At 72.9% G+C, this 25,573-nt stretch carries 17 protein-coding genes and 1 riboswitch; of the genes, 10 read left to right on the forward strand and 7 right to left on the reverse strand.

All coding sequences use genetic code 11. The annotated features are described in order from the left end of the window. Nucleotides 1-180 precede the first annotated feature (180 nt). Nucleotides 181-1,860 (reverse strand): PucR family transcriptional regulator, encoded by a 1,680-nt coding sequence (locus ADK52_RS12690; RefSeq protein ID WP_053689878.1) that lies wholly within the window; start codon nucleotides 1,858-1,860, stop codon nucleotides 181-183. Between the two features lie 254 nt (nucleotides 1,861-2,114). Here ADK52_RS12690 and ADK52_RS12695 point away from each other — a divergent pair, with 254 nt between their 5' ends. The 7 genes from ADK52_RS12695 to ADK52_RS12725 all read left to right on the forward strand — a co-directional run bounded on the left by ADK52_RS12695 (nucleotide 2,115) and on the right by ADK52_RS12725 (nucleotide 11,826). Continuing rightward, the gene (locus tag ADK52_RS12695; protein WP_053689879.1) at nucleotides 2,115-3,011 is read left to right on the forward strand and encodes an FAD binding domain-containing protein; all 897 of its coding nucleotides are present in this window, start codon (nucleotides 2,115-2,117) and stop codon (nucleotides 3,009-3,011) included. A gap of 2 nt (nucleotides 3,012-3,013) precedes the next feature. Then, nucleotides 3,014-3,622: a (2Fe-2S)-binding protein gene (locus ADK52_RS12700; RefSeq protein ID WP_053689880.1), complete on the forward strand. Its 609-nt coding sequence runs from the start codon at nucleotides 3,014-3,016 to the stop codon at nucleotides 3,620-3,622. A 2-nt stretch (nucleotides 3,623-3,624) separates the two neighbouring features. Beyond that, the gene (gene pucD / locus ADK52_RS12705) at nucleotides 3,625-6,030 is read left to right on the forward strand and encodes a xanthine dehydrogenase subunit D (RefSeq protein ID WP_053689881.1); all 2,406 of its coding nucleotides are present in this window, start codon (nucleotides 3,625-3,627) and stop codon (nucleotides 6,028-6,030) included. A 382-nt stretch (nucleotides 6,031-6,412) separates the two neighbouring features. Beyond that, entirely contained in the window at nucleotides 6,413-7,876 is a 1,464-nt protein-coding gene (locus tag ADK52_RS12710) for an NCS2 family permease (RefSeq protein ID WP_053689882.1), read from the forward strand. A 74-nt stretch (nucleotides 7,877-7,950) separates the two neighbouring features. Then, nucleotides 7,951-9,114 (forward strand): XdhC family protein, encoded by a 1,164-nt coding sequence (locus tag ADK52_RS12715; protein WP_053689883.1) that lies wholly within the window; start codon nucleotides 7,951-7,953, stop codon nucleotides 9,112-9,114. Nucleotides 9,115-9,238: 124 nt separating this feature from the next. Then, nucleotides 9,239-10,525, forward strand: coding sequence for a YncE family protein (locus ADK52_RS12720; protein ID WP_053689884.1), 1,287 nt, complete (start codon nucleotides 9,239-9,241; stop codon nucleotides 10,523-10,525). A gap of 68 nt (nucleotides 10,526-10,593) precedes the next feature. Then, nucleotides 10,594-11,826 (forward strand): GNAT family N-acetyltransferase, encoded by a 1,233-nt coding sequence (locus ADK52_RS12725; protein ID WP_053689885.1) that lies wholly within the window; start codon nucleotides 10,594-10,596, stop codon nucleotides 11,824-11,826. Between the two features lie 103 nt (nucleotides 11,827-11,929). On the opposite strand, the gene ADK52_RS12730 is transcribed toward ADK52_RS12725, so the two are convergent. Together ADK52_RS12730 and cobN are read right to left on the reverse strand one after the other, a co-directional pair. Then, nucleotides 11,930-14,161 (reverse strand): terpene synthase family protein, encoded by a 2,232-nt coding sequence (locus ADK52_RS12730; RefSeq protein WP_053689886.1) that lies wholly within the window; start codon nucleotides 14,159-14,161, stop codon nucleotides 11,930-11,932. A gap of 242 nt (nucleotides 14,162-14,403) precedes the next feature. Beyond that, nucleotides 14,404-18,015 carry a cobaltochelatase subunit CobN gene (cobN, locus tag ADK52_RS12735; RefSeq protein WP_053689887.1) on the reverse strand — a complete coding sequence of 1,204 codons (3,612 nt, stop codon included), beginning with the start codon at nucleotides 18,013-18,015 and terminating at the stop codon, nucleotides 14,404-14,406. Between the two features lie 32 nt (nucleotides 18,016-18,047). Beyond that, a riboswitch (cobalamin riboswitch) is annotated at nucleotides 18,048-18,186 on the reverse strand. A gap of 139 nt (nucleotides 18,187-18,325) precedes the next feature. On the opposite strand from cobN, the gene ADK52_RS12740 reads away from it, so the two are divergent. From ADK52_RS12740 to ADK52_RS12750, 3 genes are read left to right on the forward strand one after another with little or no spacing between them, the layout of a single operon-like run. Then, nucleotides 18,326-19,702 carry a cobalamin biosynthesis protein CobG gene (locus tag ADK52_RS12740; protein ID WP_234343693.1) on the forward strand — a complete coding sequence of 459 codons (1,377 nt, stop codon included), beginning with the start codon at nucleotides 18,326-18,328 and terminating at the stop codon, nucleotides 19,700-19,702. Beyond that, a complete protein-coding gene (locus tag ADK52_RS12745) occupies nucleotides 19,699-20,346 on the forward strand; it encodes a precorrin-8X methylmutase (protein WP_182508515.1) in 648 nt (215 codons plus the stop codon). The genes ADK52_RS12740 and ADK52_RS12745 overlap by 4 nt, the downstream gene beginning before the upstream one ends. Continuing rightward, the gene (locus ADK52_RS12750; protein WP_053689890.1) at nucleotides 20,343-21,848 is read left to right on the forward strand and encodes a precorrin-2 C(20)-methyltransferase; all 1,506 of its coding nucleotides are present in this window, start codon (nucleotides 20,343-20,345) and stop codon (nucleotides 21,846-21,848) included. Before ADK52_RS12745 ends, ADK52_RS12750 begins: the two co-directional genes overlap by 4 nt. Before the next feature lie 22 nt (nucleotides 21,849-21,870). On the opposite strand, the gene ADK52_RS12755 is transcribed toward ADK52_RS12750, so the two are convergent. The 4 genes from ADK52_RS12755 to ADK52_RS12770 all read right to left on the reverse strand — a co-directional run bounded on the left by ADK52_RS12755 (nucleotide 21,871) and on the right by ADK52_RS12770 (nucleotide 25,505). Next, nucleotides 21,871-22,569, reverse strand: a complete 699-nt coding sequence (locus ADK52_RS12755; protein WP_053689891.1) for a hypothetical protein — start codon at nucleotides 22,567-22,569, stop codon at nucleotides 21,871-21,873. A gap of 101 nt (nucleotides 22,570-22,670) precedes the next feature. After that, nucleotides 22,671-23,429, reverse strand: a complete 759-nt coding sequence (locus ADK52_RS12760) for a cobalt-precorrin-6A reductase (protein ID WP_053689892.1) — start codon at nucleotides 23,427-23,429, stop codon at nucleotides 22,671-22,673. Further along, nucleotides 23,419-24,168, reverse strand: a complete 750-nt coding sequence (cobM, locus tag ADK52_RS12765; protein WP_053689893.1) for a precorrin-4 C(11)-methyltransferase — start codon at nucleotides 24,166-24,168, stop codon at nucleotides 23,419-23,421. The genes ADK52_RS12760 and cobM overlap by 11 nt, the downstream gene beginning before the upstream one ends. After that, nucleotides 24,165-25,505 (reverse strand): bifunctional cobalt-precorrin-7 (C(5))-methyltransferase/cobalt-precorrin-6B (C(15))-methyltransferase, encoded by a 1,341-nt coding sequence (locus ADK52_RS12770; protein WP_053689894.1) that lies wholly within the window; start codon nucleotides 25,503-25,505, stop codon nucleotides 24,165-24,167. Before ADK52_RS12770 ends, cobM begins: the two co-directional genes overlap by 4 nt. Between the last annotated feature and the right edge of the window lie 68 nt (nucleotides 25,506-25,573).

The following is a 25,573-nucleotide window of genomic DNA, read 5'->3' on the forward strand; positions in this document are numbered from 1 at the left end:
CAACCAAGCAGCACGTCGTTGAGCCCTGGGGCGAAATGAGAGCACGGATCGGAGCCTTCGGCCAAGGGGTCGGGTGAACTCTTTCACAAAGTCCGGACGACGTGTCAGGCGCAGGGGCGTCACGGCCCGTCACCGCCTGCCGCCTCCCGGCCGTGCGGCGGGGGCCCCGGCCGGATCCGCTCAGCTCATCCGCAGTGCCAGGAAGAAGTCGAGCTTGTCCTCCAGCCGCGAGAGGTCACGCCCCGTCAACTGCTCGATTCGCCCGACCCGGTACCGCAGCGTGTTGACGTGCAGGTGCAGCCGCGTCGCGCAGCGCGTCCACGATCCGTCGCAGTCCAGGAACGCCTCCAGCGTCGGGATGAGCTCCGCGCGGTGGCGGCGGTCGTAGTCCCGCAGCGGGTCCAGCAGGCGCGCCGTGAAGGCGCGGCGCACGTCGTCCGGCACGAACGGCAGCAGCAGCACGTGCGAGGCCAGCTCGTGGTGGCCCGCCGCGCAGACCCGGCCCGGGCGCGCCGCGGCGACCCGGCGGGCGTGCCGGGCCTCCTCCAGCGCCCCGCGCAGCCCCTCCGCGGAGTGCACGGCCGCGCTGACGCCCAGGGTGAGCCGGCCGTCGTCGGCGAGCCCCGCCTGCAGGGGCTCCCGTACGGCGGAGAGCAGCTCGTCGGCGTGCAGGGCGCGGTCCGGGCCCTTCTCCTCGCCGGGCTCCGCGGGGAGCGCGGGCAGCGGTACGAGGGCGATGGCCTCGTCACCCGCGTGGGCCACGGCGATCCGGTCCGAGGGTTCGGGCCCCGAGACGGACGGGTCGACCAGGATCTCCTCCAGCAGCGACTGGGCCACCGGGCCGCCGGGGATGTCCCCGCCGTCCCAGTCGACCCGCGCCACGACGACCTGCCAGTGCGGGGCGGTGCCCAGCCCCGGCAGCAGCACCGGGGCCGCGACCCGCAGGCGGGCGGCGATCTCGGCGGGCGGGGCGCCCGTTTGGACCAGCTCCAGCACCTCCTGGGCGAGCCGGCGGCGCACGGTGCGGGCCGCGTCGCGCCGGTCGCGCTCGACGGCGATCAGCTGGGTCACGCCCTGGAGCAGGTCGAGCCGCTCGGCGGGCCAGTCCCCGGCGTCCGCCTCGACGGCCAGCAGCCAGTCCGAGAGCACGCTTTCCCGCACGTCACGGGCCCCGGGGCCGCCCGGGCCCCGGCCCGCTCCCCTGATCGGGAAGAGGGAGTAGGTAATACCCTGGAGGGAGATCCGGTGCGGGCCCCTGCGCCCGGTGCGGACCGCCGCGAGGTGCTCTCCGGCCAGAGTCGCGCAGACGCCCGGAGCCAGGGGTTCGCCCGCGCCGGCGATCTGCCGGCCCGTGGGGGACAGCACCCAGGCGCGCAGATCGAGGTCGGTGGTGAGCAGATCGAGCACCACATCGGGTCCACCGCCCGCGGGGCCCGACGTCATCAGGCGGCGGTGCCGGTCCACGACCGCCGCGAGGTCGCCCGCGCGCTCGCCCGAGACCTGCCGCACGACGTACTCGGTGATCGTGGCGAATGCAACGTCTTCGTTCACCGCGAACAGCGGCAGCCGGTTGCGCCGACAGGCTGAAACGAGATCGTCGGGGATGTCCCCGAGCTCCGCCTCGCCGGCCGCGAGGCCGGCGACGCCCGCGCTCGCGAGGATTCGTACGAACGGCTCGGAGTCGGCCGAATTTCTTCGCCACGCCAGGCCGGTGAGGACGAGTTCGCCCCCGGTGAGGTATCGGCTGGGATCCCGTAGGTCGGTCGTCATGACGCCGCGGACCGTCCGGTCGAGTTCGTCCTCGCCGCCCAGCAGCCGCAGCCCCAGCGCCTCGGTTTCCAGCAGTGCGCGCAGCCGCATGGTGTCGCCGCCGATCTGTCTCGAATGTTGCCGTTGGAAATCGGGCAGGTCGTTGCATCCTGCCTTTCATACGAATCTACAAGACGAGGGAGGCCGCCAGCCAACTCCTTCATGGTTTCGGTGACTGCACCCGAAGGACGCACGGCTTGTGTACTGACTCCACACCGCGTTAACAGCACGTGAACGACCAGTCGAGGGCCTGAGGGCCTCCTGGCTTGAAGTGAACGACACGATGAAGAAGAAGAGAGCCGCACATGGACTTCCTTCGCCCCGCCAGCTGGGAGGAGGCACTCGCCGCTAAGGCCGAGTACCCCACAGCTGTGCCGATTGCGGGTGGCACCGACATCATGGTCGAGATCAACTTCGACCACCGTCGGCCGGAGTACCTCCTGGACCTGAACCGCATCGGTCTGCTGCGGGAGTGGGAGGTCGGCGAGGACGTGGTCCGGCTGGGCGCCTCCGTTCCGTACACGCAGATCATGGAGAACCTCCGGACGGAGCTCCCGGGTCTCGCGCTCGCCTCGCACACGGTCGCGTCCCCGCAGATCCGCAACCGCGGCGGCGTCGGCGGCAACCTCGGTTGCGCCTCGCCGGCCGGCGACTCCCACCCCGCGCTGCTCGCGGCGGGTGCCGAGGTCGAGGTGGAGTCCGTACGCGGCTCCCGCCTGATCCCGATCGACGAGTTCTACACCGGCGTGAAGCGCAACGCGCTCGCCGCCGACGAGCTCATCAAGACCATCCACGTGAAGAAGGCGGACGGTCCCCAGCAGTACTCCAAGGTCGGCTCCCGCAACGCGATGGTCATCGCCGTCTGCGCGTTCGGCCTGGCGCTGCACCCCGAGACCCGCACGGTCCGTACGGGCATCGGGTCGGCAGCGCCGACCCCGATCCGTGCCAAGGCCGCCGAGGAGTTCCTGAACGCCGCGCTCGAAGAGGGCGGTTTCTGGGAGTCCGGCAAGGTCATCACCCCGTCGATCGCCAAGCAGTTCGGTGACCTCGCCACCGGCGCGGCCAACCCGATCGACGACGTCCGCGGCACGGCGAAGTACCGCCGTCACGCGGTCGGCATCATGGCTCGCCGCCAGCTCGTCTGGACCTGGGAGCAGTACCGCGGAACCGGCCACGGCCGCTCGCTCGAAGGGGCTGCGTAATCATGCGCGTCAATTTCACCGTCAACGGCCGTCAGCAGGAAGCCGACGACGTCTGGGAGGGCGAGTCCCTCCTCTACGTGCTGCGCGAACGGCTCGGCCTGCCGGGCTCGAAGAACGCCTGTGAGCAGGGCGAGTGCGGTTCCTGCACCGTCCGTCTCGACGGCGTGCCGGTCTGTTCCTGTCTGGTGGCAGCCGGACAGGTCGAGGGCCGCGACGTCGTGACCGTCGAGGGCCTGGCGGAGTTCGCCAAGCAGCGCGAGGAGCACGGCCACGGCGGTGCCTGCGGTACCGGCGGCGGCTGCGGCTCCAAGGCCGGCGTCACCCTGGACGCGGCCAAGCAGTGGCAGGCCAAGCCGGCCGACTCCCAGACCGGCGAGGGCACCCCGCTCTCCAACGTCCAGCAGGCGTTCATCGACGCCGGCGCCGTGCAGTGCGGTTTCTGCACCCCCGGTCTGCTGGTGCAGGCCGACGCGCTGCTCGAACAGAACAGCTCCCCGTCCGACCAGGACATCCGTGAGGCCCTGTCCGGCAACCTCTGCCGCTGCACGGGCTACGAGAAGATCCTCGACGCGGTCCGCCTGGCGGCCGCACGTCAGGGAGAGGCGGTCTGACCATGGCTCAGAACACCCGCACGGTACCGGCCGGCACGCCGACCAACGTCACCCAGAAGCACAACAAGGGCGGCATCGGCGAGTCCACGCTCCGCCCGGACGGCACCCTCAAGGTCACCGGCGAGTTCGCGTACTCCTCGGACATGTGGCACGAGGACATGCTCTGGGGCCAGACCCTGCGCAGCACCGTCGCCCACGCCGAGATCGCCTCGATCGACATCTCCGAGGCCCTCGCGATGCCGGGCGTCTACTCGGTGCTCACGTACGACGACCTGCCGGCCGAGATGAAGAACTACGGCCTGGAGATCCAGGACACCCCGGTCCTCGCCAACGGCCGGGTGCGCCACCACGGTGAGCCGGTCGCCCTCGTGGCCGCCGACCACCCGGAGACCGCCCGCCGCGCGGCCGCCAAGATCAAGATCGACTACCGGGAGCTGCCGGTCGTCACGGACGAGGCCTCCGCCCTCGCCGCGGACGCGCCGCTGATCCACCCGGGCCGCGACGACCACCACTCCGGTCACGTACCGCACCCGAACATCGTGCACCGCCAGCCGATCATCCGCGGCAACGTGGAGGAGGCCCGCAAGCGCGCCGACGTCATCGTCGAGGGCGAGTACACCTTCGGCATGCAGGACCAGGCCTTCCTCGGCCCGGAGTCCGGCCTCGCCGTACCCGCCGAGGACGGCGGCGTCGACCTCTACGTCGCCACCCAGTGGCTGCACTCGGACCTCAAGCAGATCGCCCCGGTCCTCGGTCTCCCGGAGGAGAAGGTCCGCATGACGCTCTCGGGCGTCGGCGGTGCCTTCGGCGGCCGCGAGGACATCTCGATGCAGATCCACGCCTGCCTCCTGGCCCTGGCCACGAACAAGCCGGTCAAGATCGTCTACAACCGGTTCGAGTCCTTCTTCGGCCACGTGCACCGCCACCCGGCGAAGCTGTACTACGAGCACGGCGCCACCAAGGACGGCAAGCTCACGCACATGAAGTGCAAGATCGTCCTGGACGGCGGCGCGTACGCGTCCGCTTCCCCGGCGGTCGTGGGCAACGCCTCCTCGCTGTCGGTCGGCCCGTACGTCCTCGAGGACGTCGACATCGAGGCGATCGCGCTCTACACGAACAACCCGCCCTGCGGCGCGATGCGCGGCTTCGGCGCCGTCCAGGCCTGCTTCGCGTACGAGGCCCAGATGGACAAGCTCGCGGCGAAGCTGGGCATGGACCCGGTCGAGTTCCGCCAGCTGAACGCCATGGAGATGGGCACGATCATGCCCACCGGCCAGGTCGTGGACTCCCCGGCGCCCGTCGCCGAGCTGCTGCGCCGGGTCAAGGCCCGCCCGCTGCCGCCGGAGCGCCAGTGGGAGACCGCCGGCGAGGGCGCGGACGTCCGCGCGCTGCCCGGCGGCCTCTCCAACACCACTCACGGCGAGGGCGTCGTACGCGGTGTCGGCTACGCGGTCGGCATCAAGAACGTCGGCTTCTCCGAGGGCTTCGACGACTACTCCACCGCCCGCGTGCGCCTGGAGGTCATCAACGGCGAGCCCGTCGCGATGGTCCACACGGCCATGGCGGAGGTCGGCCAGGGCGGTGTCACCGTCCACGCGCAGATCGCCCGTACGGAGCTGGGCGTCACGCAGGTGACCATCCACCCGGCCGACACGCAGGTCGGTTCCGCCGGTTCCACGTCCGCCTCGCGGCAGACGTACATGACCGGTGGCGCCGTGAAGAACACCTGCGAGGCCGTCCGCGAGGCGGCCCTGGAGATCGGCCGCCGCAAGAACGGGTCCTACCACCCCGCGTGGGCGACCGCCGAGCTGCTCCTCGAAGGCGGCAAGGTCGTCACCGACGGCGGAGAGGTCCTCGCGGACCTGGCCGACATCCTGGAGGGCGAGGACGCGATCGACCTGGAGCTGGAGTTCCGGCACCGGCCGACCGTCGCCTTCGACCTGAAGACCGGCCAGGGCGACGGCCACGTCCAGTACACCTTCGCCGCGCACCGCGCGGTGGTCGAGGTGGACACCGAGCTCGGCTTGGTCAAGGTCGTCGAGCTGGCGACCGCGCAGGACGTCGGCAAGGCCCTGAACATGCTCTCCGTGGTCGGCCAGATCCAGGGTGGCACCACCCAGGGCCTGGGCGTCGCGATCATGGAGGAGATCATCGTGGACCCGAAGACCGCGAAGGTGCGCAACCCCTCCTTCACGGACTACCTGATCCCGACCATCCTCGACACCCCGACCATCCCGGTCGACGTCCTGGAGCTCGCCGACCCCAACGCGCCGTACGGCCTGCGCGGGATGGGCGAGGCCCCCACCCTCTCGTCCACCCCGGCCGTCATCGCGGCGATCCGGGCGGCGACCGGTCTGGAGATCAACAAGACGCCGATCCGTCCGGAAGCCCTCACCGGCACCCTCTAGGACGGCCGGGTCCGGGGGCCGCGAGGCCCCGCCGCAAGGCCCCCGGCCCCCCCACAGACTCTCCGGGCGGTGTGACACCGGGAACGTCACACTTCCTGTCGCACCGCCCGGAGCCAGAAGTCCGGAGTACGAAAAGACCGCACCGCTCGCGGTCCGTCCCACCGGCAGTACCCCCACGGAACACCTGGTGGCCCCGGCACCCCGGAGCCGCCGCCAGCACCACACCAGTACCGCAGAACCCCCGCAGTACCCGCAGTACACGCAGTGCATTTCGCGTCGCCTCGGGCCGTCACCCCGGGTCGTGCAGCCAAACGGAGTTTCCCAAATCCCGCGTCTCCAATCTCCATGCGGGTGCCCCTTTGAACCTTGGGAGTTAGGCACCATGACCCAGTCGTCTGTAGAGCCCAAGACCACCGCGGAAGAGGCCGGCGACGGCTCTCGCACCCCCGCCGGGCGTTCTTGGCTCGACCGGTACTTTCACATCACGCACAGAGGTTCCAACGTCGGCAATGAGATTCGTGGCGGAGTCACGACCTTCATGGCCATGGCGTACATCCTCTTGCTCAACCCGCTGATCCTCTCCGGCAAGGACGTCGCCGGAGACACCATGAGCCAGAAGGCCCTCATCACCGCCACGGCCTTCGCCGCGGCCCTCACCACGCTCCTCATGGGCTTCGTCGGCAAGGTCCCGCTGGCCCTGGCCGCGGGCCTGTCGGTCTCCGGCGTGCTCTCCTCGCAGGTCGCCCCCCAGATGACCTGGCCGCAGGCCATGGGCATGTGCGTGATGTACGGCGTCGTGATCTGTCTCCTGGTCGTCACCGGCCTCCGAGAGATGATCATGAACGCGATCCCCCTCGCGCTCAAGCACGCGATCACCATGGGCATCGGCATGTTCGTCGCCCTGATCGGCCTGGTGAAGGCGGGCTTCGTCGGCAACGGCGGGGAGTTCGCTCCGCCGGTCCAGCTCGGTGCGATCGGCCAGCTCTCCGGGTGGCCCGTCCTGATCTTCTGCATCACCCTGCTCACCATCTTCATGCTGCAGGCCCGCAAGGTCCGCGGCGCGATCCTCATCGGCATCGTCGGCGGCACCGTGATCGCCGCGATCGTCAACGCCGTCGCCGACGTGGACGCCAAGGCCTGGCGCAACGGTCCGCCCACCCTGAACGGCTCCGCCGTCTCGATGCCGGACTTCTCGCTCTTCGGCGAGGTCTCCTTCGGCGGCTGGGGCGAGGTCGGGGCCATGACGGTCGGCATGATCGTCTTCACCCTCGTGCTCGCCGGCTTCTTCGACGCGATGGCCACCATCATCGGCGTCGGCACCGAGGCCAAGCTGGCCGACGACAAGGGCCGCATGCCGGGCCTGTCGAAGGCGCTGTTCATCGACGGTGCCGGCGGTGCCATCGGCGGCCTGGCCGGCGGTTCCGGCCAGACCGTGTTCGTCGAGTCCGCCACCGGCGTCGGCGAGGGAGCCCGTACGGGCCTCGCCTCCATCGTCACCGGCCTCTTCTTCGCCGCCTGCCTCTTCTTCACCCCGATCACGCAGATCGTCCCGGGTGAGGTCGCCTCCGCGGCCCTGGTCGTGATCGGCGCGATGATGATGCAGAACGCCCGCCACGTGGACTGGGCCGACAGCGCGACCGCCATCCCGGTCTTCCTGACCGTGGCGATCATGCCCTTCACGTACTCGATCACCGCGGGTGTCGCCGCCGGTGTGATCTCCTACGTGGCCATCAAGATCGCACAGGGCAAGGCCCGCGAGATCGGTGCCTTCATGTGGGCACTGACCATGATCTTCGTGATCTTCTTCGCGGAGCACCCCATCGAGGCATGGCTCGGGGTGAAGTAAGGCGGGGCCGGTGATCCGGCCCTGACCCTCCACGCATCCGATACTGGTAACCGAACCCCTCCGAGGAGGCCGCAATGCTGGACATCGCCGAAGAACTGAACCGGTGGGTCGAGCAGGGACGTGACTTCGCCGTCGCCACCGTGGTGGCGGTCGGCGGGAGCGCGCCCCGGCAGCCCGGAGCCGCACTCGCCGTCGACAGCGAGGGCACGGCCATCGGATCGGTCTCCGGCGGATGCGTGGAGGGCGCGGTGTACGAGCTGTGCCGGCAGGCGCTGGAGGACGGCGAGACCGTCCGGGAGCGCTTCGGGTACAGCGACGACGATGCCTTCGCCGTTGGCCTGACCTGCGGCGGGATCATCGACATCCTCATCACCCCGGTTCCGGTGGGATCCCCCGGGCGGGAGGTGTTCGCGGCCGCGCTGGCGGCGGCCTCCCGCGGGGAGGCGGCGGCGGTGGCCCGGATCGCGGAGGGTCCGGCCGAGCTCCTGGGCCGCGCCGTGCTCGTCCGGGGCGAGGGCGGCCACGAGGGCGGTTTCGGGGGCCACCCCGAGCTGGACCGCACCATCGCCGAAGAGGCCCGCGCCATGCTCGACGCCGGCCGCACGGGCGTACTGGAGATCGGCGCCGACGGCCGGCTCTGCGGCGAGCCGCTGAAGGTGCTCGTCGAGTCCAGCGTCCCGCCGCCGCGGATGATCGTCTTCGGTGCGATCGACTTCGCGTCCGCCCTGGTGCGGATCGGCAAATTCCTCGGCTACCACGTGACCCTGTGTGACGCCCGGCCCGTTTTCGCGACGAAGAACCGTTTCCCCGAGGCGGACGAGATCGTCGTCGAATGGCCGCACCGCTACCTGGAGGCCCAGTCCTCGGCGGGCTCGGTCGACGGCCGGACCGTCCTGTGCGTGCTCACCCACGATGCGAAGTTCGACGTGCCGCTCCTGGAGCTGGCCCTCAAACTGCCCGTCGCCTACGTCGGCGCCATGGGCTCCCGCCGCACCCACGAAGACCGCAACAAGCGGCTCCGGGACGTCGGCGTGACCGAGCTGGAGCTGGCCCGGCTGCGCTCCCCGATCGGCCTGGACCTCGGCGCCCGCTCCCCGGAGGAGACCGCGCTGTCCATCGCCGCCGAGATCGTCGCGAACCGCCGCGGCGGTTCGGGCGCGGCCCTCACCGGAGCGCACATACCGATCCACCCCGACACCTCGAAGAGCGTGATCGGCCGGATCGGCTCGGTCGCCTGAAGGGCGGCGCCGGAAAGGCGCTGGAGGACGACTTGGGGCGTGACTCCGTGGGGGTTGCGCCCTTTCGCCGTCCCGCCTATTTTACCGGCCGGTAACAGCGCCTTCCTTTAACGGAGTTGAGCGGATGTCCCGGACCGAACGCACCGCCCGCACGGCACGCACCGCCCGCACCCCCGTCCGTACGCTCCTCGCCGGCTGTGCGCTGGTCGCGGCCTCGCTGGCGGGGGCGCCGGCGTCGGCATCCGCCGCCGCCCCGGGCTCCGCCCCCGGCAACCGCGAAGTGCTGTTCGTCGGGAACAACTGGGAGGGCACCGCCGATGTGCTCGCCTCCACCGGCGACCTCGCCAAGGTCGGCCGGCTCAACATGATCCCCGACAAGGAGGAGCGGCTCCGGGAGATCTACCTCAACCCGGTCAAGCTCGCCTTCTTCCTCGGCATCCGGGCCGGCGCGGGCGAGGGCCACGACCAGTTCGTCGACGACATGTACACCACCCCCGACGGCTCCGCCGTGGTCGCCTCCCGCCCCAGCTTCGCCGACGTCGTCTCGATCGACGTGCGCACGGGCCGGATCAACTGGCGCTTCCCCGTCTCCGGCTACCGCTCCGACCACATGGCGGTCTCGCCGGACGGCACCCGGGTCGCGGTCTCCGCCTCCACCGCCAACACCGTGCACGTCCTCGACATCGCCACCGGACGGCAGCTCGGCTCCTTCCCGACCGGCGACAAGCCGCACGAGAACACCTTCAGCCGAGACGGCCGCTTCCTGTGGAACAGCTCCATCGGGGATGTGACCTCCGCCCTCGACGCGCCGTGGCTGGACTGGACGAAGGGCGACCGGAAGATCACCGTCGTCGACGCGCAGACCTTCCGCACGGTCCGCGTGATCGACATGCGCGAGCGGCTGGACGCCTTCGGCCGCCCGGACCTGTCCGACGCCGTCCGGCCGATGTCCTTCAGTCCCGACGAGTCGAAGCTCTACTTCCAGGTGTCCTTCTTCAACGGTGTCGTCGAGTACGACGTGGCCACCGACCGGATCACCCGGATCAAGGAGCTCCCGCGCAATCCCGCCACCAACGCGGACCGCACCACCTGGGTCAACGACTCCCGCCACCACGGCATGTCCATGAGCCCGGACGGGACCAAGCTCTGCGTCGCGGGCACCATGGACGACTACGCCACCGTCGTGGACCGCGCCTCCCTCACCGAGGGGCCGCCGGTGCCCGCCGACAAGCCGTACTGGGCCACCGTCGACGGGGACGGCACGGCGTGCGTGATCTCCGAGAGCGGCGCCGACCGGGTCACCGCCATCGACTTCGCCACCGGGACCAAGCGGGTGTCCGTCCCCGTCGGTGACCACCCGCAGCGCGTCCGTCTCGGCCACGTCCCGACGGGCTGGACGGGCCCGCAGTAGCGGCGCCCCCCGGCCACCCCGGTCCATATGGGGTGACCGGTCCGCGATGACCGATTAGTCTCCCGATCATGGTGGACATCCGTGAGGTACCCGAAGCCGACATCGACCGTGCTCTGGAGCTCGCGTACCTGGTCTTCCACGACCGCCCCGAACCGGAGGGCCGCGAACGCCACCACGCCCTCCTGCGCCACTGCGCACGGCTGGGGGCCTACGACGGGGACGCGCTGGTCGGGTTCATGGCCGCGCACGACTTCCGGCTCTCGGTGCCCGGGGCGGATCTGCCCTGCCCCGGGCTCACCTTCGTCGGCGTCGCCCCCACCCACCGCCGCCGCGGCGTGCTCACCGCGCTGATGGACGAGCAGCTGCGGCGGACGGGGGCGGCGGGCAGCCCGATCGCCGCCCTGTGGGCCTCCGAATCCGCCATCTACGGCCGCTTCGGCTACGGTTCGGCCACCCAGGGCGCCACCATCGAGATCGACTCGACGCGGCCGCTGGCCCTGCGCATCACCCCGGACCCGCGCCCGCTGCGACTGGTCGACCCCCAGGACGCGCTCGGGGTGATCGGGCCGTACCACGAGGCCGCCCGCGCCGGGCGGGCCGGCCGCCCGACCCGCGACGCGGAGCGCTGGAACGAGTCCTGGCTCTGCGAACAGGACGAGGAGGACGAGGAGTTGGGCCCGCCCCGGATCATCGTCCTCGGCGATCCGGGCGAGCCGATCGCGGGGTACGTGCTCTACCGCACGAAGCACGAGGCCGACGGCGGCCCCGCCCGCAGCCCCGGCCTGGTCCGCGTCGACGAACTGGAGGCGGACACCCCGGCGGTGGCCGCCGCCCTGTGGGACTGCCTGGCCGGCCTCGACCTGACCGGCAAGGTCTCCGCGTGGGGCCGGCCGCTGGACGACCCGCTGCTCCGGTTCGCCGCCGACCGGGACCAGGTCAGGGTCACCGCCCAGTTCCCGGCGCTCTGGTTGCGCCTGGTCGACGTACGGGCGGCGCTGGCCCGGCGGGCCTGGGCCGCGCCGGTGGAGATGGTGCTGGAGGTGGCCGACGTACGGCTGCCCGCGAACGCGGGGCGCTTCCGGCTGAAGGCGGGGCAGGGCGGGGCGACGTACGAACGCGCCGCGGCCCCCGCCGACCTGGAGCTCGACGTACGGGACCTCGCGGCCTGCTACCTGGGCGGGACCCGGGTCGCCGAGCTGGTCGCCGCCGGGCTGGTCGCGGAGCGGACCCCCGGCGCGGCGGCGGCCCTGGACGCGGCCCTGCACACGCCCCTGCTGCCGCACACGGCGGACGAGTTCTGAGGCGCGCGCTGCGCCGCCGTGTCGGCGGCGGCGGGGTGCGGTGGCGGGGGTGCGGTGGCGGAGACGGGCGAGCGGACCGCCCCCACCACCGGGCTCCGCGGGATCAGGCGGGCAGCGAGATCCGGGCCGCCGCCATGCCGAACGAGGAGCTCCAGCCGAGCCGCGCCCCCGGGCCCCGGCCGGCGGTCTTCGGGTGCAGGTCCTCGTCGCGGTAACGGCTCACGCTCCGGTGCCAGTTGAGGACCGCGGCCATCCAGTCCTCCAACTCCCGTACGTACGCGTCGAGCGAGGCCCGCGCCTCCTGTCCGAGGCCGTAGTCCTCGTACAGCACCGGTAGTTGGTGGTCGCGGATGTGCTCGAACTCCTTGGTTCGCTGCACCATCAGGTCGGCGACGATCGCGAAGGCCGGCGGGTAGTCGATGTCGAAGAAGTTCTGGGTGACGAGGACGTGGTTGTGCACCTCGCCCTCTACCTCGATCTCCTTCTGGTAAGAGAAGAGGTCGTTGGTGATGCACCCGACGTCCGCCGCCGCGCTCTCCAGCGAGCGCATCACCCCGTCCCGGTGGACCTCGGGCGGGACGCCGTCGCCCTCGTGGCCGAACTTGGCCAGGAACATCGTCAGGTACGAGCCGAACGTGAAGCGGCGCATCTCCGCGTAGTCGACCGGGTCCGGGATCCGGTTCATGACGGCGTTGCCGATCTCCCAGACCCAGCTGTCCAGCATCCCGATGACGTGCCCGCGAAATTGCGCGCGCATCGCGGAGCTCATCCCCGCGACGGTCCGGGCCCACAGGTCCTTCAGGCTCCGCTCCATCGCGGTGACCGGCTCCGGGGCCCCGGCCGGGTCGACCGGGATCATGGAGATCAGCCGGTCCGTCGTCGCCCGGGCCGCGCCGGGGGACTTCGAGCCGGCGAACACCTTGGGGTAGTAGTCGTCGGCGTACGTGCCCCAGGTCAGCCACTGCGCGCTCAGGCACAGGGCCTCGGCCGTGGCGTCGGGGTCGATGCCCGCCGAGCACAGGGCGAAGTCCATGCCGACCAGCTTGTCCTCGTCCCAGATGTCGGAGCCGGGATCGCCGGGCTGCGCCTGGAGCAGGCCCATCTCCCGGGACCAGACCACCAGTTCGCGGCGGGCCCGGTCCAGGTGCGGGCTGAGGGTGAGGGGGAAGGGCATGTAGAAGTCGGGCAGCAGCGAGGGGCCCACCTTCCGGAACGGGACGTGCGTGAAGCTGCGGCGGCGCAGCTCCATGGCGCGGGGGTTGAGCAGCGAGCGCAGGTCGAGGGCGGCGGTGCCCCGCCCGCTGGGCAGGAACGGCAGGGTGAGCGGGGCCGCGCCGGCCGCCTTGGCCTCCCCGTTCATGTAGCGGCTGGAGACCATGTGCCACTCGTGGCCGCCGGACTGCCAGTCCTGGAGGCCCTTCGCGTACGCGAGTACGGACGCCATCTCGACGGGGTCGAGACCGTGCTGGGCGGCGAGCGCGGGGACCTCGGCGAGGGCCGTGTACTCGAACTGCTGGAGCCGCGAGGTCAGCAGGTCGTTCGACAGGTCGGCGGCCTCCTGGGTGGTGCAGTCCAGGAAGGTCTCCAGGACCAGGACGGCGTTGGAGAGTTCGCCCTCCTGCTCCACCTCGCGCTGGTACGAGAAGATGTCGTTGCGGATGTGCACCGCGTCGGAGAACGCGTCGCGGAGCACTTCGAGCGGGCGCGCGTGCGCCACCCGGGCCGGCACCTCGGCGGACACGTACTCGATCAGCCCGGCCGACCAGGGGGCGCCGCCGACCTTGCGGCGCATCTCGATGTATTCGAGCGGGTTGGCCACGCGGCCGATGTTGATGTTGTGGAGCTCCCACATCGACTCGTTGAGGAGGTTCCGCGTCGACTCGGAGAACCGTTCCCTCCAGTCCATCGACATCGCCGGCACGGTGCGCGACCACAGGTCTTTGAGGCCCGCCTCGACCGGGTTCGCCGGCTCGGGGAACCCGTCGGCGAGGTCCATCGGCATGAAGGCGGCCAGCCCGTCGAGGTACTTCTTGGCGCCCTCGCGGTCCTGGGTTCGCTTGTAGACCTCCAGGAAGTGATCGTCGAAGAAGAAGACCCACACGTACCAGTCGGTGACCAGGTCCAGCGCGTCGCCGCCGCAGTCGGGGTGGGTGTACGAGCACAGCAGCGCGTAGTCGTGCGAGTCGAGGTCCCGCTCGTCCCAGACGCCGGACCCCTCCAGCATCCCGAAGCCGCGGGCCCACTGCTTGGTGTGCGCTCGCGCGGCCTCCAGGTGGGGGTTCAGGCGCGCCGGATACGGCACATAGAAATCCGGCAGGTGAAACGGCTGTGTCACGGCGGGCGGGACCTTTCGTCCGAGGGCGCGGGGGCCCTTGCCTGCGGCCCCCCGCACGAGATCAGCACCCCTCTGCCCGTGCCGCCGCCGGGACGAGGAAGAGTTCACCGCTTCAGGTGACGGATGCCCCGTTCCGGGGCTCAGGTGCCTCATGGGGGATACGGGCACGAAGAATGCCGTCCGCCTCGCCCGGGGCAGGGGCGAGGCGGACGGCATCGGTGGTGCGGGGACTGCGGAGCGGACTACTCCGCTTCGGCCTCCAGGTTGCCTTCCGTGTCCAGGTAGACCTGGCGGAGGGATTCGAGGATCTGGGGGTCCGGCTTCTCCCACATGCCGCGGGACTCGGCCTCCAGGAGGCGTTCCGCGATGCCGTGGAGGGCCCAGGGGTTGGCCTCCTCCAGGAAGGCGCGGTTCTCCGGGTCCAGGACGTACGTCTCCGTCAGCTTGTCGTACATCCAGTCCGCCACCACGCCCGTCGTGGCGTCGTAGCCGAAGAGATAGTCGACCGTCGCGGCCAGCTCGAAGGCGCCCTTGTAGCCGTGGCGGCGCATCGCCTCGATCCACTTCGGGTTCACCACGCGGGCGCGGAAGACGCGGCTGGTCTCCTCGACCAGGGTCCGGGTCTTCACGGTCTCGGGACGCGTGGAGTCGCCGATGTACGCCTCCGGGGCCGTGCCGCGCAGGGCGCGGACCGTGGCCACCATGCCGCCGTGGTACTGGAAGTAGTCGTCCGAGTCGGCGATGTCGTGCTCGCGGGTGTCCGTGTTCTTCGCGGCCACCGTGATCCGCTTGTACGCGGTCTCCATCTCCTCGCGCGCCGCCCGGCCCTCCAGGCCGCGGCCGTACGCGTAGCCGCCCCAGACCGTGTAGACCTCCGCGAGGTCGGCGTCCGTACGCCAGTCGCGGGAGTCGATCAGCTGGAGGATGCCGGCGCCGTACGTGCCCGGGCGCGAGCCGAAGATACGGGTCGTCGCACGGCGCTCGTCACCGTGGACGGCCAGGTCGGCTTCCGCGTGGGCCCGGATGTAGTTCTGGTCCGCGGGCTCGTCCAGGCCCGCCGCCAGCCGGACCGCGTCGTCGAGCAGGCCGATGACGTGCGGGAACGCGTCCCGGAAGAAGCCCGAGATGCGGAGGGTGACGTCGATGCGGGGGCGCCCGAGTTCTGCGAGGGGGATCGCTTCGAGCCCCGTGACGCGGCGCGAGGCCTCGTCCCAGACCGGGCGGACGCCGAGCAGGGCGAGGGCCTCGGCGACGTCGTCGCCGGAGGTGCGCATCGCGCTCGTGCCCCACAGGGACAGGCCCACGGAGGCCGGCCACTCGCCGTTGTCCGTGCGGTAGCGGGTGAGGAGGGAGTCGGCCAGGGCCTGGCCCGTCTCCCACGCGAGGCGGGAGGGGACGGCCTTCGGGTCCACGGAGTAGAAGTTCCGGCCCGTGGGGAGGACGTTCACCAGGCCCCGCAGGGGGGAGCCCGAGGGGCCCGCCGGGACGAAGCGGCCGTCCAGGGCCGAGACCACGTGGGCGATCTCGTCCGTCGTGCCGGCCAGCCGCGGGACGACCTCGCGCGCGGCGAAGTCCAGTACGGCCGCCACGTCCGCCGAATGCCCGGCGGCGACCGAAGCCACCGCCTCCGGAGCCCAGTTCGCGTCCTCCATCGCCTGGACCAGCGCGCGGGCCGCCTCCTCCGCCTCGTCGGCGGTCGTCCGGGTGGCCGCGGACTCGTCCAGGCCGAGCGCCTCGCGCAGGCCGGGCAGGGCCGTCGTACCGCCCCAGATCTGGCGGGCGCGCAGGATCGCGAGGACCAGGTTGACCCGGGCCTCGCCGGTCGGCGCGCCGCCCAGGACGTGCAGGCCGTCGCGGATCTGGGCGTCCTTGACCTCGCACAGCCAGCCGTCGACGTGCAGCAGGAAGTCGTCGAAGCCGTCGTCGTCCGGGCGCTCCGCCAGACCCAGGTCGTGGTCGAGCTTCGCGGCCTGGATCAGCGTCCAGATCTGGGCGCGGATGGCCGGCAGCTTCGCCGGGTCCATCGCGGAGATCTGCGCGTATTCGTCGAGGTGCTGCTCCAGGCGCGCGATGTCGCCGTACGACTCCGCGCGCGCCATCGGCGGCACCAGGTGGTCGACCAGGGTGGCGTGCACGCGGCGCTTGGCCTGGGTGCCCTCGCCCGGGTCGTTGACCAGGAACGGGTAGATCAGCGGCAGGTCGCCGAGCGCGGCGTCCGGCGCGCAGGCCGCGGACAGCCCGGCGTTCTTGCCCGGCAGCCACTCCAGGTTGCCGTGCTTGCCCAGGTGGATCATCGCGTCGGCGCCGAAGCCGCCGTCCTCCGCGCGCGCCTGGATCCAGCGGTACGCGGCCAGGTAGTGGTGCGAGGGCGGCAGGTCCGGGTCGTGGTAGATCGCGATCGGGTTCTCGCCGAAGCCGCGCGGGGGCTGGATCAGGATGAGCAGGTTCCCGCGGCGCAGGGCCGCGAGGACGATGTCGCCCTCCGGGTTGGCCGAGCGGTCCACGAACATGTTGCCCGGGGCCTCACCCCAGTGCTGCTCCACGCTGCCGCGCAGCTCGGCGGGGAGCTCGGCGAACCACCGCTTGTAGTCGGCGGCCGGGATCCGGACCGGGTTGCGGGCCAGCTGCTCCTCGGTCAGCCAGTCCTGGTCGTGGCCGCCGGCCTCGATCAGGGCGCGGATCAGCTCGTCGCCGTCGCCCGAGACGAGGCCCGGGATGTCCTCGACGGGGCCGAAGTCGTAGCCGCCCGCGATGAGGGTGCGCAGCAGTTCCACGGCGCTGGCCGGGGTGTCGAGGCCGACCGCGTTGCCGATGCGGGAGTGCTTGGTCGGGTACGCGGAAAGGACGAGCGCGACCTTCTTGTCGCGGCGCGCGATGTGCCGCAGCCGGGCGTGCCGCACGGCGATGCCGGCGACGCGGGCGGCGCGCTCGGGGTCGGCCACGTACGCCGGCAGCCCGTCCTCGTCGAACTCCTTGAAGGAGAACGGGACGGTGATCAGGCGGCCGTCGAACTCGGGTACGGCGACCTGCGTGGCGGCGTCGAGCGGGGACAGGCCCTCGTCGTTCTCCTCCCAGGCGCTGCGCGAGCCGGTCAGGCACAGGGCCTGCAGAACCGGGACGCCGAGGCCGGCGAGCGCGCCCGCGTCCCAGGACTCGTCGTCGCCGCCGGCCGAGGCCGTCGCGGGCTTGGTGCCGCCGGCCGCGAGCACCGTGGTGACGATCGCGTCCGCCGACTCCAGCTCGGCGATCAGCTCCGGCTCGGGGGCGCGCAGGGAGGACACGTACAGGGGTACGGGGGTGCCGCCGGTCTCCACGATCGCGTCGCACAGGGCGTGCACGAAGGCGGTGTTGCCGCTCATCTGGTGGGCGCGGTAGTAGAGCACCGCGATGCGCGGCCCGTACGGGCGCACCGGGGTGCGCTCCAGGGGGCCCCAGGTGGGCGCCGCGGCGGGCGGCTCGAAGCCGTGGCCGGTGAGCAGCACGGTGTCGGAGAGGAACCGGGCCAGCTGGTCCAGGTTGGCGGGGCCGCCGTGGGCGAGGTAGCCGTGCGCCTCGGCCGCGATGCCGATCGGGACCGTCGAGGCCTCCATCAGCTGGGCGTCCGGGGCCTGTTCGCCGGTGAGGACGACCACCGGGCGGGTCTGGGTCGGCGCCAGGAGCAGGTCGAGGCCTTCCTGCCAGGCGCGCAGGCCGCCGAGGAGGCGTACGACGACCAGGTCGACGCCGTCGAGCAGGGCGGGGAGGTCGTCGAGGGGAAGGCGGGAGGGGTTCGCGAACCGGTACGGCACGGGGCCGTCCGCGGCGGCGCGGGCGCTGAGCAGATCGGTGTCGGACGTCGACAGCAGCAGGATCATGCGGCGGCATGCCTTCCTCGGGGTTTCCGCGCCCCGGGCAGTGTGGACAGCGGGAGTTCCTGACTCACCCGGCGGATCGCTCCGCGGGGTTCACAGTGGCGGGACCGCGCCGGATTCGCACCGGGCTTCCTCCCAGCGGGCCACGTGGCTCCGCCGGTGGTCATCTTAGGTGGCGTTCTCCCTGGCCGGGAGTGGGGGTGGCCCGGGCGCGGGGAGCGGATCCGGGCAGGTCGGGCGGAGAGTGGGGCGCAGGGGGCGGGTGGTGACGGACACAGCTCGGGGTCGGGGAATCGTGGGTATGCTCGCCGCCATGCCGCCCCAGCCCCCTTCCGCCGCATCGCGGGACGAACCGGTCATACGTGACCGCGGTGACGCCTGCCCCGGTGCGCTGCGGCTGCACGCGGCGGACGACGGGCACCTGGCCCGGATCCGGATACCCGGCGGGATGCTCGACGCGGACGCGGCCCTGCTGCTGGCCGATGCGGCGGACCGGCTCGGCGACGGGCACATCGACCTCACCTCGCGCGGCAACGCGCAGCTGCGCGGACTCGGTGCGAGCTGCGGCGGCGAGCTGCAGGCCGTGCTCGTGCGCGCCGGGCTGCTGCCCGCGCCCACCCACGAGCGGGTCCGCAACATCGTCGCCTCGCCGCTGACCGGCCTGGACCGGCGCGGCCTGCCCGACGTGGCGCCCTGGGTCGCGGAGCTGGACCGGCTGCTGTGCGCGAGCGCGCCGGCGGCCGGACTGTCCGGACGCTTCCTGTTCGCCCTCGACGACGGCCGCGGGGACGTGACCTCGCTCGCCGCCGATGTGAACCTGGCGGCCCTCCGGGACGGGGGCCGGGCCCTGCTGTGGACCGCCGGCGCGGCGGACGCCCTGCTCGTGGCCGCCGCCGATGCGCCGCGGGCCGCGCTCGTCGCGGCCTCGTACTTCCTCGACGCCGTCCGCCGGGCCGGCACCCGGGCCTGGCGGGTCGCCGAGCTGCCCGCCGAACAGGCGCTGCGTTCCGATGAGTTGGGTGCTCGGCTGGCCGCCGCCGGCATCTCCGCCTCCGTCGTACGGGGGCCGGCCGCCCTGCGCGGACCGGCACCCGAACCCGGCGTGGTCGACGGCCCCGACGGCGCCGCGGCGCTGAGCGTGTTCGCGCCGCTGGGGCGCCTGACCACCGCGCAGTGGCGCCGGCTGGCCGGGCTCACGGGCCGGCTCCGCCTGACCCCCTGGCGCGGGATCGTCGTCCCCGGCCTGCCCGCCCACGCCGCCGGCGGCGCGCTCGCCGGGCTCGCCGGGGCCGGGCTGGTGACCGGCGCCGACGATCCCTGGCGGTCCGTCACCGCCTGCACGGGGCAGCCCGGTTGCGCGAAATCCCTGGCGGACGTACGCGCCGACGCGCGTGCCGTCGTAGCGCAGCAGGGGCAGGCGCAAGTCCAGGCCCAGGACCAGGACCAGGCCCAGGACCAGACGCACGCGCCCGTGGAGGCGACCCGCCCGCTGCCCGTGCACTGGTCCGGCTGCGAACGCCGGTGCGGGCACCCCCGCGGCACCGCCTGGGCGGACGTGGTCGCCACCGCCGACGGGTACGACCTCTGCGCGCCCGGCCGAGCCCCGCGCCGCGGTGTCCCGGCCTCCGAACTTCCCGCGGCCCTCGCGGCCGTACGCCGCACCACCTCCCACGACGCAGCGAAGAAATGAGCGAGTACACAGTGTTCGAGTACGAGAAGGACGGCGCGGCGATCTACCGCCAGTCCTTTGCCACGATCCGCGCCGAGGCGGACCTCTCCGGGCTGCCCGCCTCCGTCGCCCAGGTCGCGGTGCGCATGATCCACGCCTGCGGAATGACCGACCTGCCCCAGGACCTCGGCTACACCCCGGACGTCGTGCTCCGCGCGCGGGCCGCACTGAACGCGGGCGCGCCGATCCTCTGCGACGTGCAGATGGTCGCCAGCGGCGTCACCCGCAAGCGGCTGCCCGCCGGCAACGAGGTGATCTGCACCCTCTCCGACCCCGCCGTGCCGGCCCTCGCCGCCGAGATGGGCACCACGCGCAGCGCCGCGGCCCTCGAAGTCTGGCGCGACCGCGGCCTGCTGGAGGGCTCCGTGATCGCCGTCGGCAACGCGCCCACCGCGCTGTTCCGGCTGCTGGAGATGATCGAGGAGGGCGCCCCGCGCCCCGCCGCCGTCATCGGCGTCCCGGTCGGCTTCATCGGCGCCGCCGAGTCCAAGGACGCGCTCGCCGCCCACGGCTCCGGGCTCGACCACCTGATCGTGCGCGGCCGGCGCGGCGGCAGCGCCATCGCGGCCGCCGCCGTCAACGCGATCGCGAGCGAGGAAGAATGAGCACGGGAACGACCTCCGGGAAGCTGTACGGCGTCGGGCTCGGTCCCGGCGACCCCTCCCTGATGACACTGCGGGCCGTCGAGGTGATCGCCGAGGCGCAGGTCGTCGCGTACCACAGCGCCCGCCACGGCCGCTCGATCGCCCGCTCGATCGCCGCGAAACACCTGCGCGCCGACCACATCGAGGAGCCGCTGGTCTATCCGGTCACCACCGAGACCACCGACCACCCCGGCGGCTACCAGGGGGCGATGGAGGAGTTCTACGAGGAGTCCGCCGCCCGGCTGGCCGCGCACCTCGACGCCGGCCGGACCGTCGCCGTGCTCGCCGAGGGGGACCCGCTCTTCTACGGCTCGTACATGCACATGCACAAGCGGCTCGCCGACCGGTACGAGGCCGAGGTGATCCCCGGTGTGACCTCGGTGAGCGCCGCCGCGGCCCGCCTGGGCACCCCGCTCGTCGAGGGCGAGGAGGTGCTGACGATCCTGCCCGGCACCCTGCCGGAGGAGGAGCTCACCGCCCGCCTCGCCGCCACCGACTCGGCGGTCGTGATGAAGCTCGGCCGTACTTTCCCCGCCGTACGCCGGGCCATGGAGGGCAGCGGCCGGCTGGCGGAGGCCCGGTACGTGGAGCGCGCCACCATGGCGGGGGAGCGGACCGGCGTCCTCGCCGACACCGACCCCGACAGCGTCCCGTACTTCGCCGTCGCCGTGGTGCCCAGCCGCGTCGGCAACCCGGGCAGCGTGCCGTCCGGCCCCGGCGGGGTCGTGGTCGTCGGCACCGGCCCGGCCGGACCGCTCTGGCTCACCCCCGAGACGCGGCGGGCGCTGGCCGACGCCGAGGTGCTCGTCGGGTACACCACGTACCTGGACCGGGTCCCCGTGAAGCCGGGCCAGGTGCGGCACGGCTCCGACAACAAGGTCGAGTCGGAGCGCGCCGAGTTCGCGCTCGACCTCGCCCGCCGCGGCAAGCGCGTGGCCGTGGTCTCCGGCGGCGACCCCGGCGTGTTCGCCATGGCCACCGCCGTGCTGGAGGTCGCCGGGCAGCCGGAGTACAAGGACGTGCCCGTACGGGTCCTGCCGGGGGTGACCGCCGCCAACGCGGCGGCCGCCGCGGCCGGAGCCCCGCTCGGCCACGACTACGCCACCATCTCCCTGTCGGACCGGCTCAAGCCCTGGGAGGTCATCGCGGAGCGGCTGCGCGCCGCCGCCGCGGCGGACCTGGTGCTCGCCCTGTACAACCCGGGCTCGCGCAGCCGGACCTGGCAGGTGGCCCAGGCCAAGGAGCTTCTGCTGGAGCTGCGTTCGGAGCAGACGCCGGTGGTCGTCGCGCGGGACGTCGGCGGCCCCGAGCAGTCGGTCCGCGTCCTCCCGCTCGGCGAACTGGAGCCGTCCGAGGTGGACATGCGCACGATCCTGCTGATCGGTTCCTCGCAGACCCAGGTCACGGACCGCCCGGACGGCTCCCGCGTGACGTGGACCCCGCGCCGCTACCCGGAGGCCTGACCGGCCGGCCGGGCGGCCCCCCTCAGCACTGCCAGAGGAACGCCGCCCGGCCGCAGGGCTCGCAGGCGTGCGCATAGGCGCTGCCGGAGCCGAAGTTGGGGGCGGTGAGGGGGTCCGGACCCTCCTCCAGCCGGGCGACGAACTCCATCGGCCCGCCGCAGTCCGGGCAGTCGGGCGTCTCGTCGTTCTGAAGCCAGTCGGGGGCGCCGCCGAGCTGTCCGAGGACGTGGCGCGTCGGGCGACCGCTCCGCTCGGACCAGGCCTTGGAGGCGGCCCGGTACTGCGGCTCGGCCACCGCCACCGCCCTGACGGTACGGACCGCGCCGAGCTGCCGAACGTCCTCGTCGTCCTCGTCGTGGTCTCCGTCGTCCTCGTCCTCGTCGTCGCCCCCGTCGCCCCCGTCGTCCTCGTCCTCTGAGGTGGGGAGTGCGGGCAGCGGTACCGGCACCAGCCCGGTCGGCGGGAAGAGGTAGGCCCTGTTGCCGCCGGCCGTTGCGCTCCACTCCTGGCAACTGCCCGGATCGTTCGCGCACATGAAGACGGCGAGGACCCCGCGCCCGCCGTCGAGGACCAGCTGCGCGATGAACTGGAGCGGCCCGGAGCAGGTCGTACAGGTGGGCCACCGCGTGCCGGCGGGAGCCAGCGGAAGGCCGCCGATGCGGGTGACCGGGGCATCGGGTGCGGCGGAGCCGTCGTGGATCAGCAGAGTGGTGGTGCTCATGCGGACGAGAGTAGGAGACCCCTGTGACAACGGCCGGGCGGGGTCTGCGGGGTGGGCGGGGGCGTGCGGAGCGCGTGCCCCTCGGGGCCCGTTCGCCCTTCCTACCCCGGGGTTGCCGCGAGCCACTCCACGGCCGCCTCCGGGCCCTGCGCCTCCGCGACGCCTGCCGGGACGGGGGGCCTGCGGACCACCAGGACCGGGATGCCGGCCTCGCGGGCCGCGGTGAGCTTGGGGGCGGTCGCGGAGCCGCCGCTGTCCTTGGTGACCAGGACGTCGATCCGGTGCCGGGCCAGCAGCTCCCGCTCGCCGTCCAGGGTGAACGGCCCCCGGGCGAGCAGGACTTCGAGTCGCGGCGGCACCGGAGCGTCCGGCGGGTCCACCGAGCGCACCAGGAACCAGGTGTGGGCCAGGTGCGCGAACGTGTGCAGGCCCATGCGGCCGGTGGTCAGGAAGGCCCGGGCGCCGAGCTCCGGCAGCCGCAGCGCCGCCCCGGCGAGCGAGTCGGCGAAGTGCCAGTCGTCGCCGGGGCCGGGGGACCAGCCGGGGCGGCGCAGCGCCAGCAGCGGGACCCCGGTGAGCGCCTGCGCCTCGGAGGCGTGGAAGCTCATCCGTTCCGCGAACGGGTGGGTGGCGTCGACCAGGTGCGTCACGCCGTGGCCGGCGATCCAATCCGCGAGCCCGGCGCTCCCGCCGAAGCCGCCGATCCGCACCTCGCCGGGCGGCGGCACGGGCGCCGACACCCGGCCCGCCAGCGAGGTGGTCACGCGGTACGCCGGGTCGGACGCGAGCGCCTCCGCGAGCCGCCTGGCCTCCGTCGTACCGCCCAGGACCAGGACGTGGCGGGGCGGATCAGCAGACATGCCGGTCGCGTTCGGGGGAGTACAGGTGGCTGTCGCGGAACTGCTCGGCGCCGAGCGTACGGCCCACCACGATGACCGCGGTGCGGACCAGGCCCGCCTCCTTCACCTGGGCGGCGATGTCGGCCAGCGTGCCGCGCAGGATCAGCTCGTCGGGGCGGCTGGCCATCGCCACCACCGCCACCGGGCACTCGGCCCCGTAGTGCGGCAGCAGTTCGGCGACGACCCGGTCCACGTAGCGCGTGGCCAGGTGCAGCACCAGTAGCGCGCCGCTGCGGCCGAGCGTGGCCAGGTCCTCGCCGGGCGGCATCGGCGTGGCCTGCTGGGCGATCCGGGTCAGGATGACGGTCTGGCCGACGGTGGGGACGGTCAGCTCCCGCTTGAGGGCGGCGGCCGCCGCGGCGAACGCCGGGACACCGGGCACCACCTCGTACGGGATGCCCGCCGCGTCGAGCCGCCGCATCTGCTCCGCGACCGCGCTGAAGATCGACGGGTCGCCCGAGTGGAGCCGCGCGACGTCCGCGCCCGCCGCGTGCGCCCGTACGCACTCGGCGATGATCTCGTCGAGGTTCAGCTGCGAGGTGTCGACCAGGCGGGCGTCCGGCGGGCACTCGGCCAGCAGTTCGCGCGGGACCAGGCTGCCCGCGTACAGGCAGACCGGGGCGGCGGCCAGCGTCCGGGCACCGCGCACCGTGATCAGGTCGGCGGCGCCGGGGCCCGCGCCGATGAAGTACACGGTCATGTCGTCTCCTGGTCCGTTTCGTTCTGTTCGTGCGCTGCTGCTGTGGGATGGGCCGTGGGGTGGTCCGTGGGATCGGCCGTGGGGTGGTCCGTCCGCGGCCAGGGCTTCGTCACGGACCACTGGGTGACCGCCATCGCCTGCCGCCAGCCCGTGAAACCGCCGACCGGCGCCGCGTGTGCGACGGCCAGCTTGACCAGGTCGCCGCCGTGGCGCCGGTAGCGCTCGGTGAGGACCGCCTCCGACTCCAGGGTCACGGTGTTGACCACCAGCCGGCCGCCGGGGGCCAGCGCCGCCCAGGCCGCGTCCAGCAGGCCCGGCGCGGTCAGCCCGCCGCCGATGAACACCGCGTCGGGGGCCGGGAGCCCGGCCAGGGCCTCGGGCGCGGCGCCGGTGACCACGCGCAGCCCCGGGACGCCGAGCGCCTCCGCGTTGCGGGTGATGCGGCCCGCCCGCTCCGGGACGCGCTCCACGGCCACCGCCCGGCAGGAGGGGTGCGTCCGCATCCACTCGATGCCGATGGAGCCGGAGCCGCCGCCGATGTCCCACAGCAGCTCGCCGGGGGCGGGGGCGAGGGCGCACAGGGTCGCGGCCCGGACGTGGCGCTTGGTGAGCTGGCCGTCGTGCTCGTACGCGGTGTCGGGCAGGCCGGGGGTCGCGCCGAGCCGCGGGACGGCGCTGTGCCGGTCCCGGCGGCAGTCCACGGCCACCACGTTGAGGGGATCGCCGGGCGCGTGGTCCCAGCTGGACGCCTCTCCCTCGTACGTGTCCTCGCGCTCGGAGCCGAGCTGTTCCAGTACCCGCATCCGGCTCGGGCCGAAGCCCCGCTCTCGAAGCAGAGCGGCGATCTCGTGGGGGGTCGGTGCTCCGGCGCTGAGCACCAGCACCCGCCGCCCCTCGTACAGCGCGGCTGCGAGCCGGGCCACCGGGCGGCCGACCACCGTGACCACCTCGGTGTCCTCCACCGGCCAGCCCAGGCGGGCGCACGCGTACGAGACCGAGGAGGGGTGCGGGTGGACCCGCAGGGCGTCCGGACCGAGCTCCTCCGCCAGGGCCCGGCCGATCCCGTAGAACATGGGGTCGCCGCTGGCCAGCACCGCGATCCGGCGACCCGCGTGCTCGGCCATCAGCTTCGGCACGGCGGGCCGCAGCGGGCTCGGCCAGGCCACCCGCTCGCCCGCGCAGTCGCCGGCCGGCAGCAGGTCCAGCTGGCGCGGGCCGCCGATCAGCACCTCGGCCCCGGTCAGCGCGGACCGCGCGGCGGCGGTGAGCCCGGCCCAGCCGTCGGCGCCGAGGCCGACGACCGAGACGGGCAGGGGGGACGGCGGTGCGGAGCTCACTGCGCGGTACCTCGGGAACGGGAAGGGGAGCGGGCGGGTGGACCCGCAGCCTACTGGCCGGGGCACCG

The sequence above is a fragment of the Streptomyces sp. WM6372 genome, from assembly GCF_001279655.1.
Taxonomy (GTDB): Bacteria; Actinomycetota; Actinomycetes; order Streptomycetales; family Streptomycetaceae; genus Streptomyces.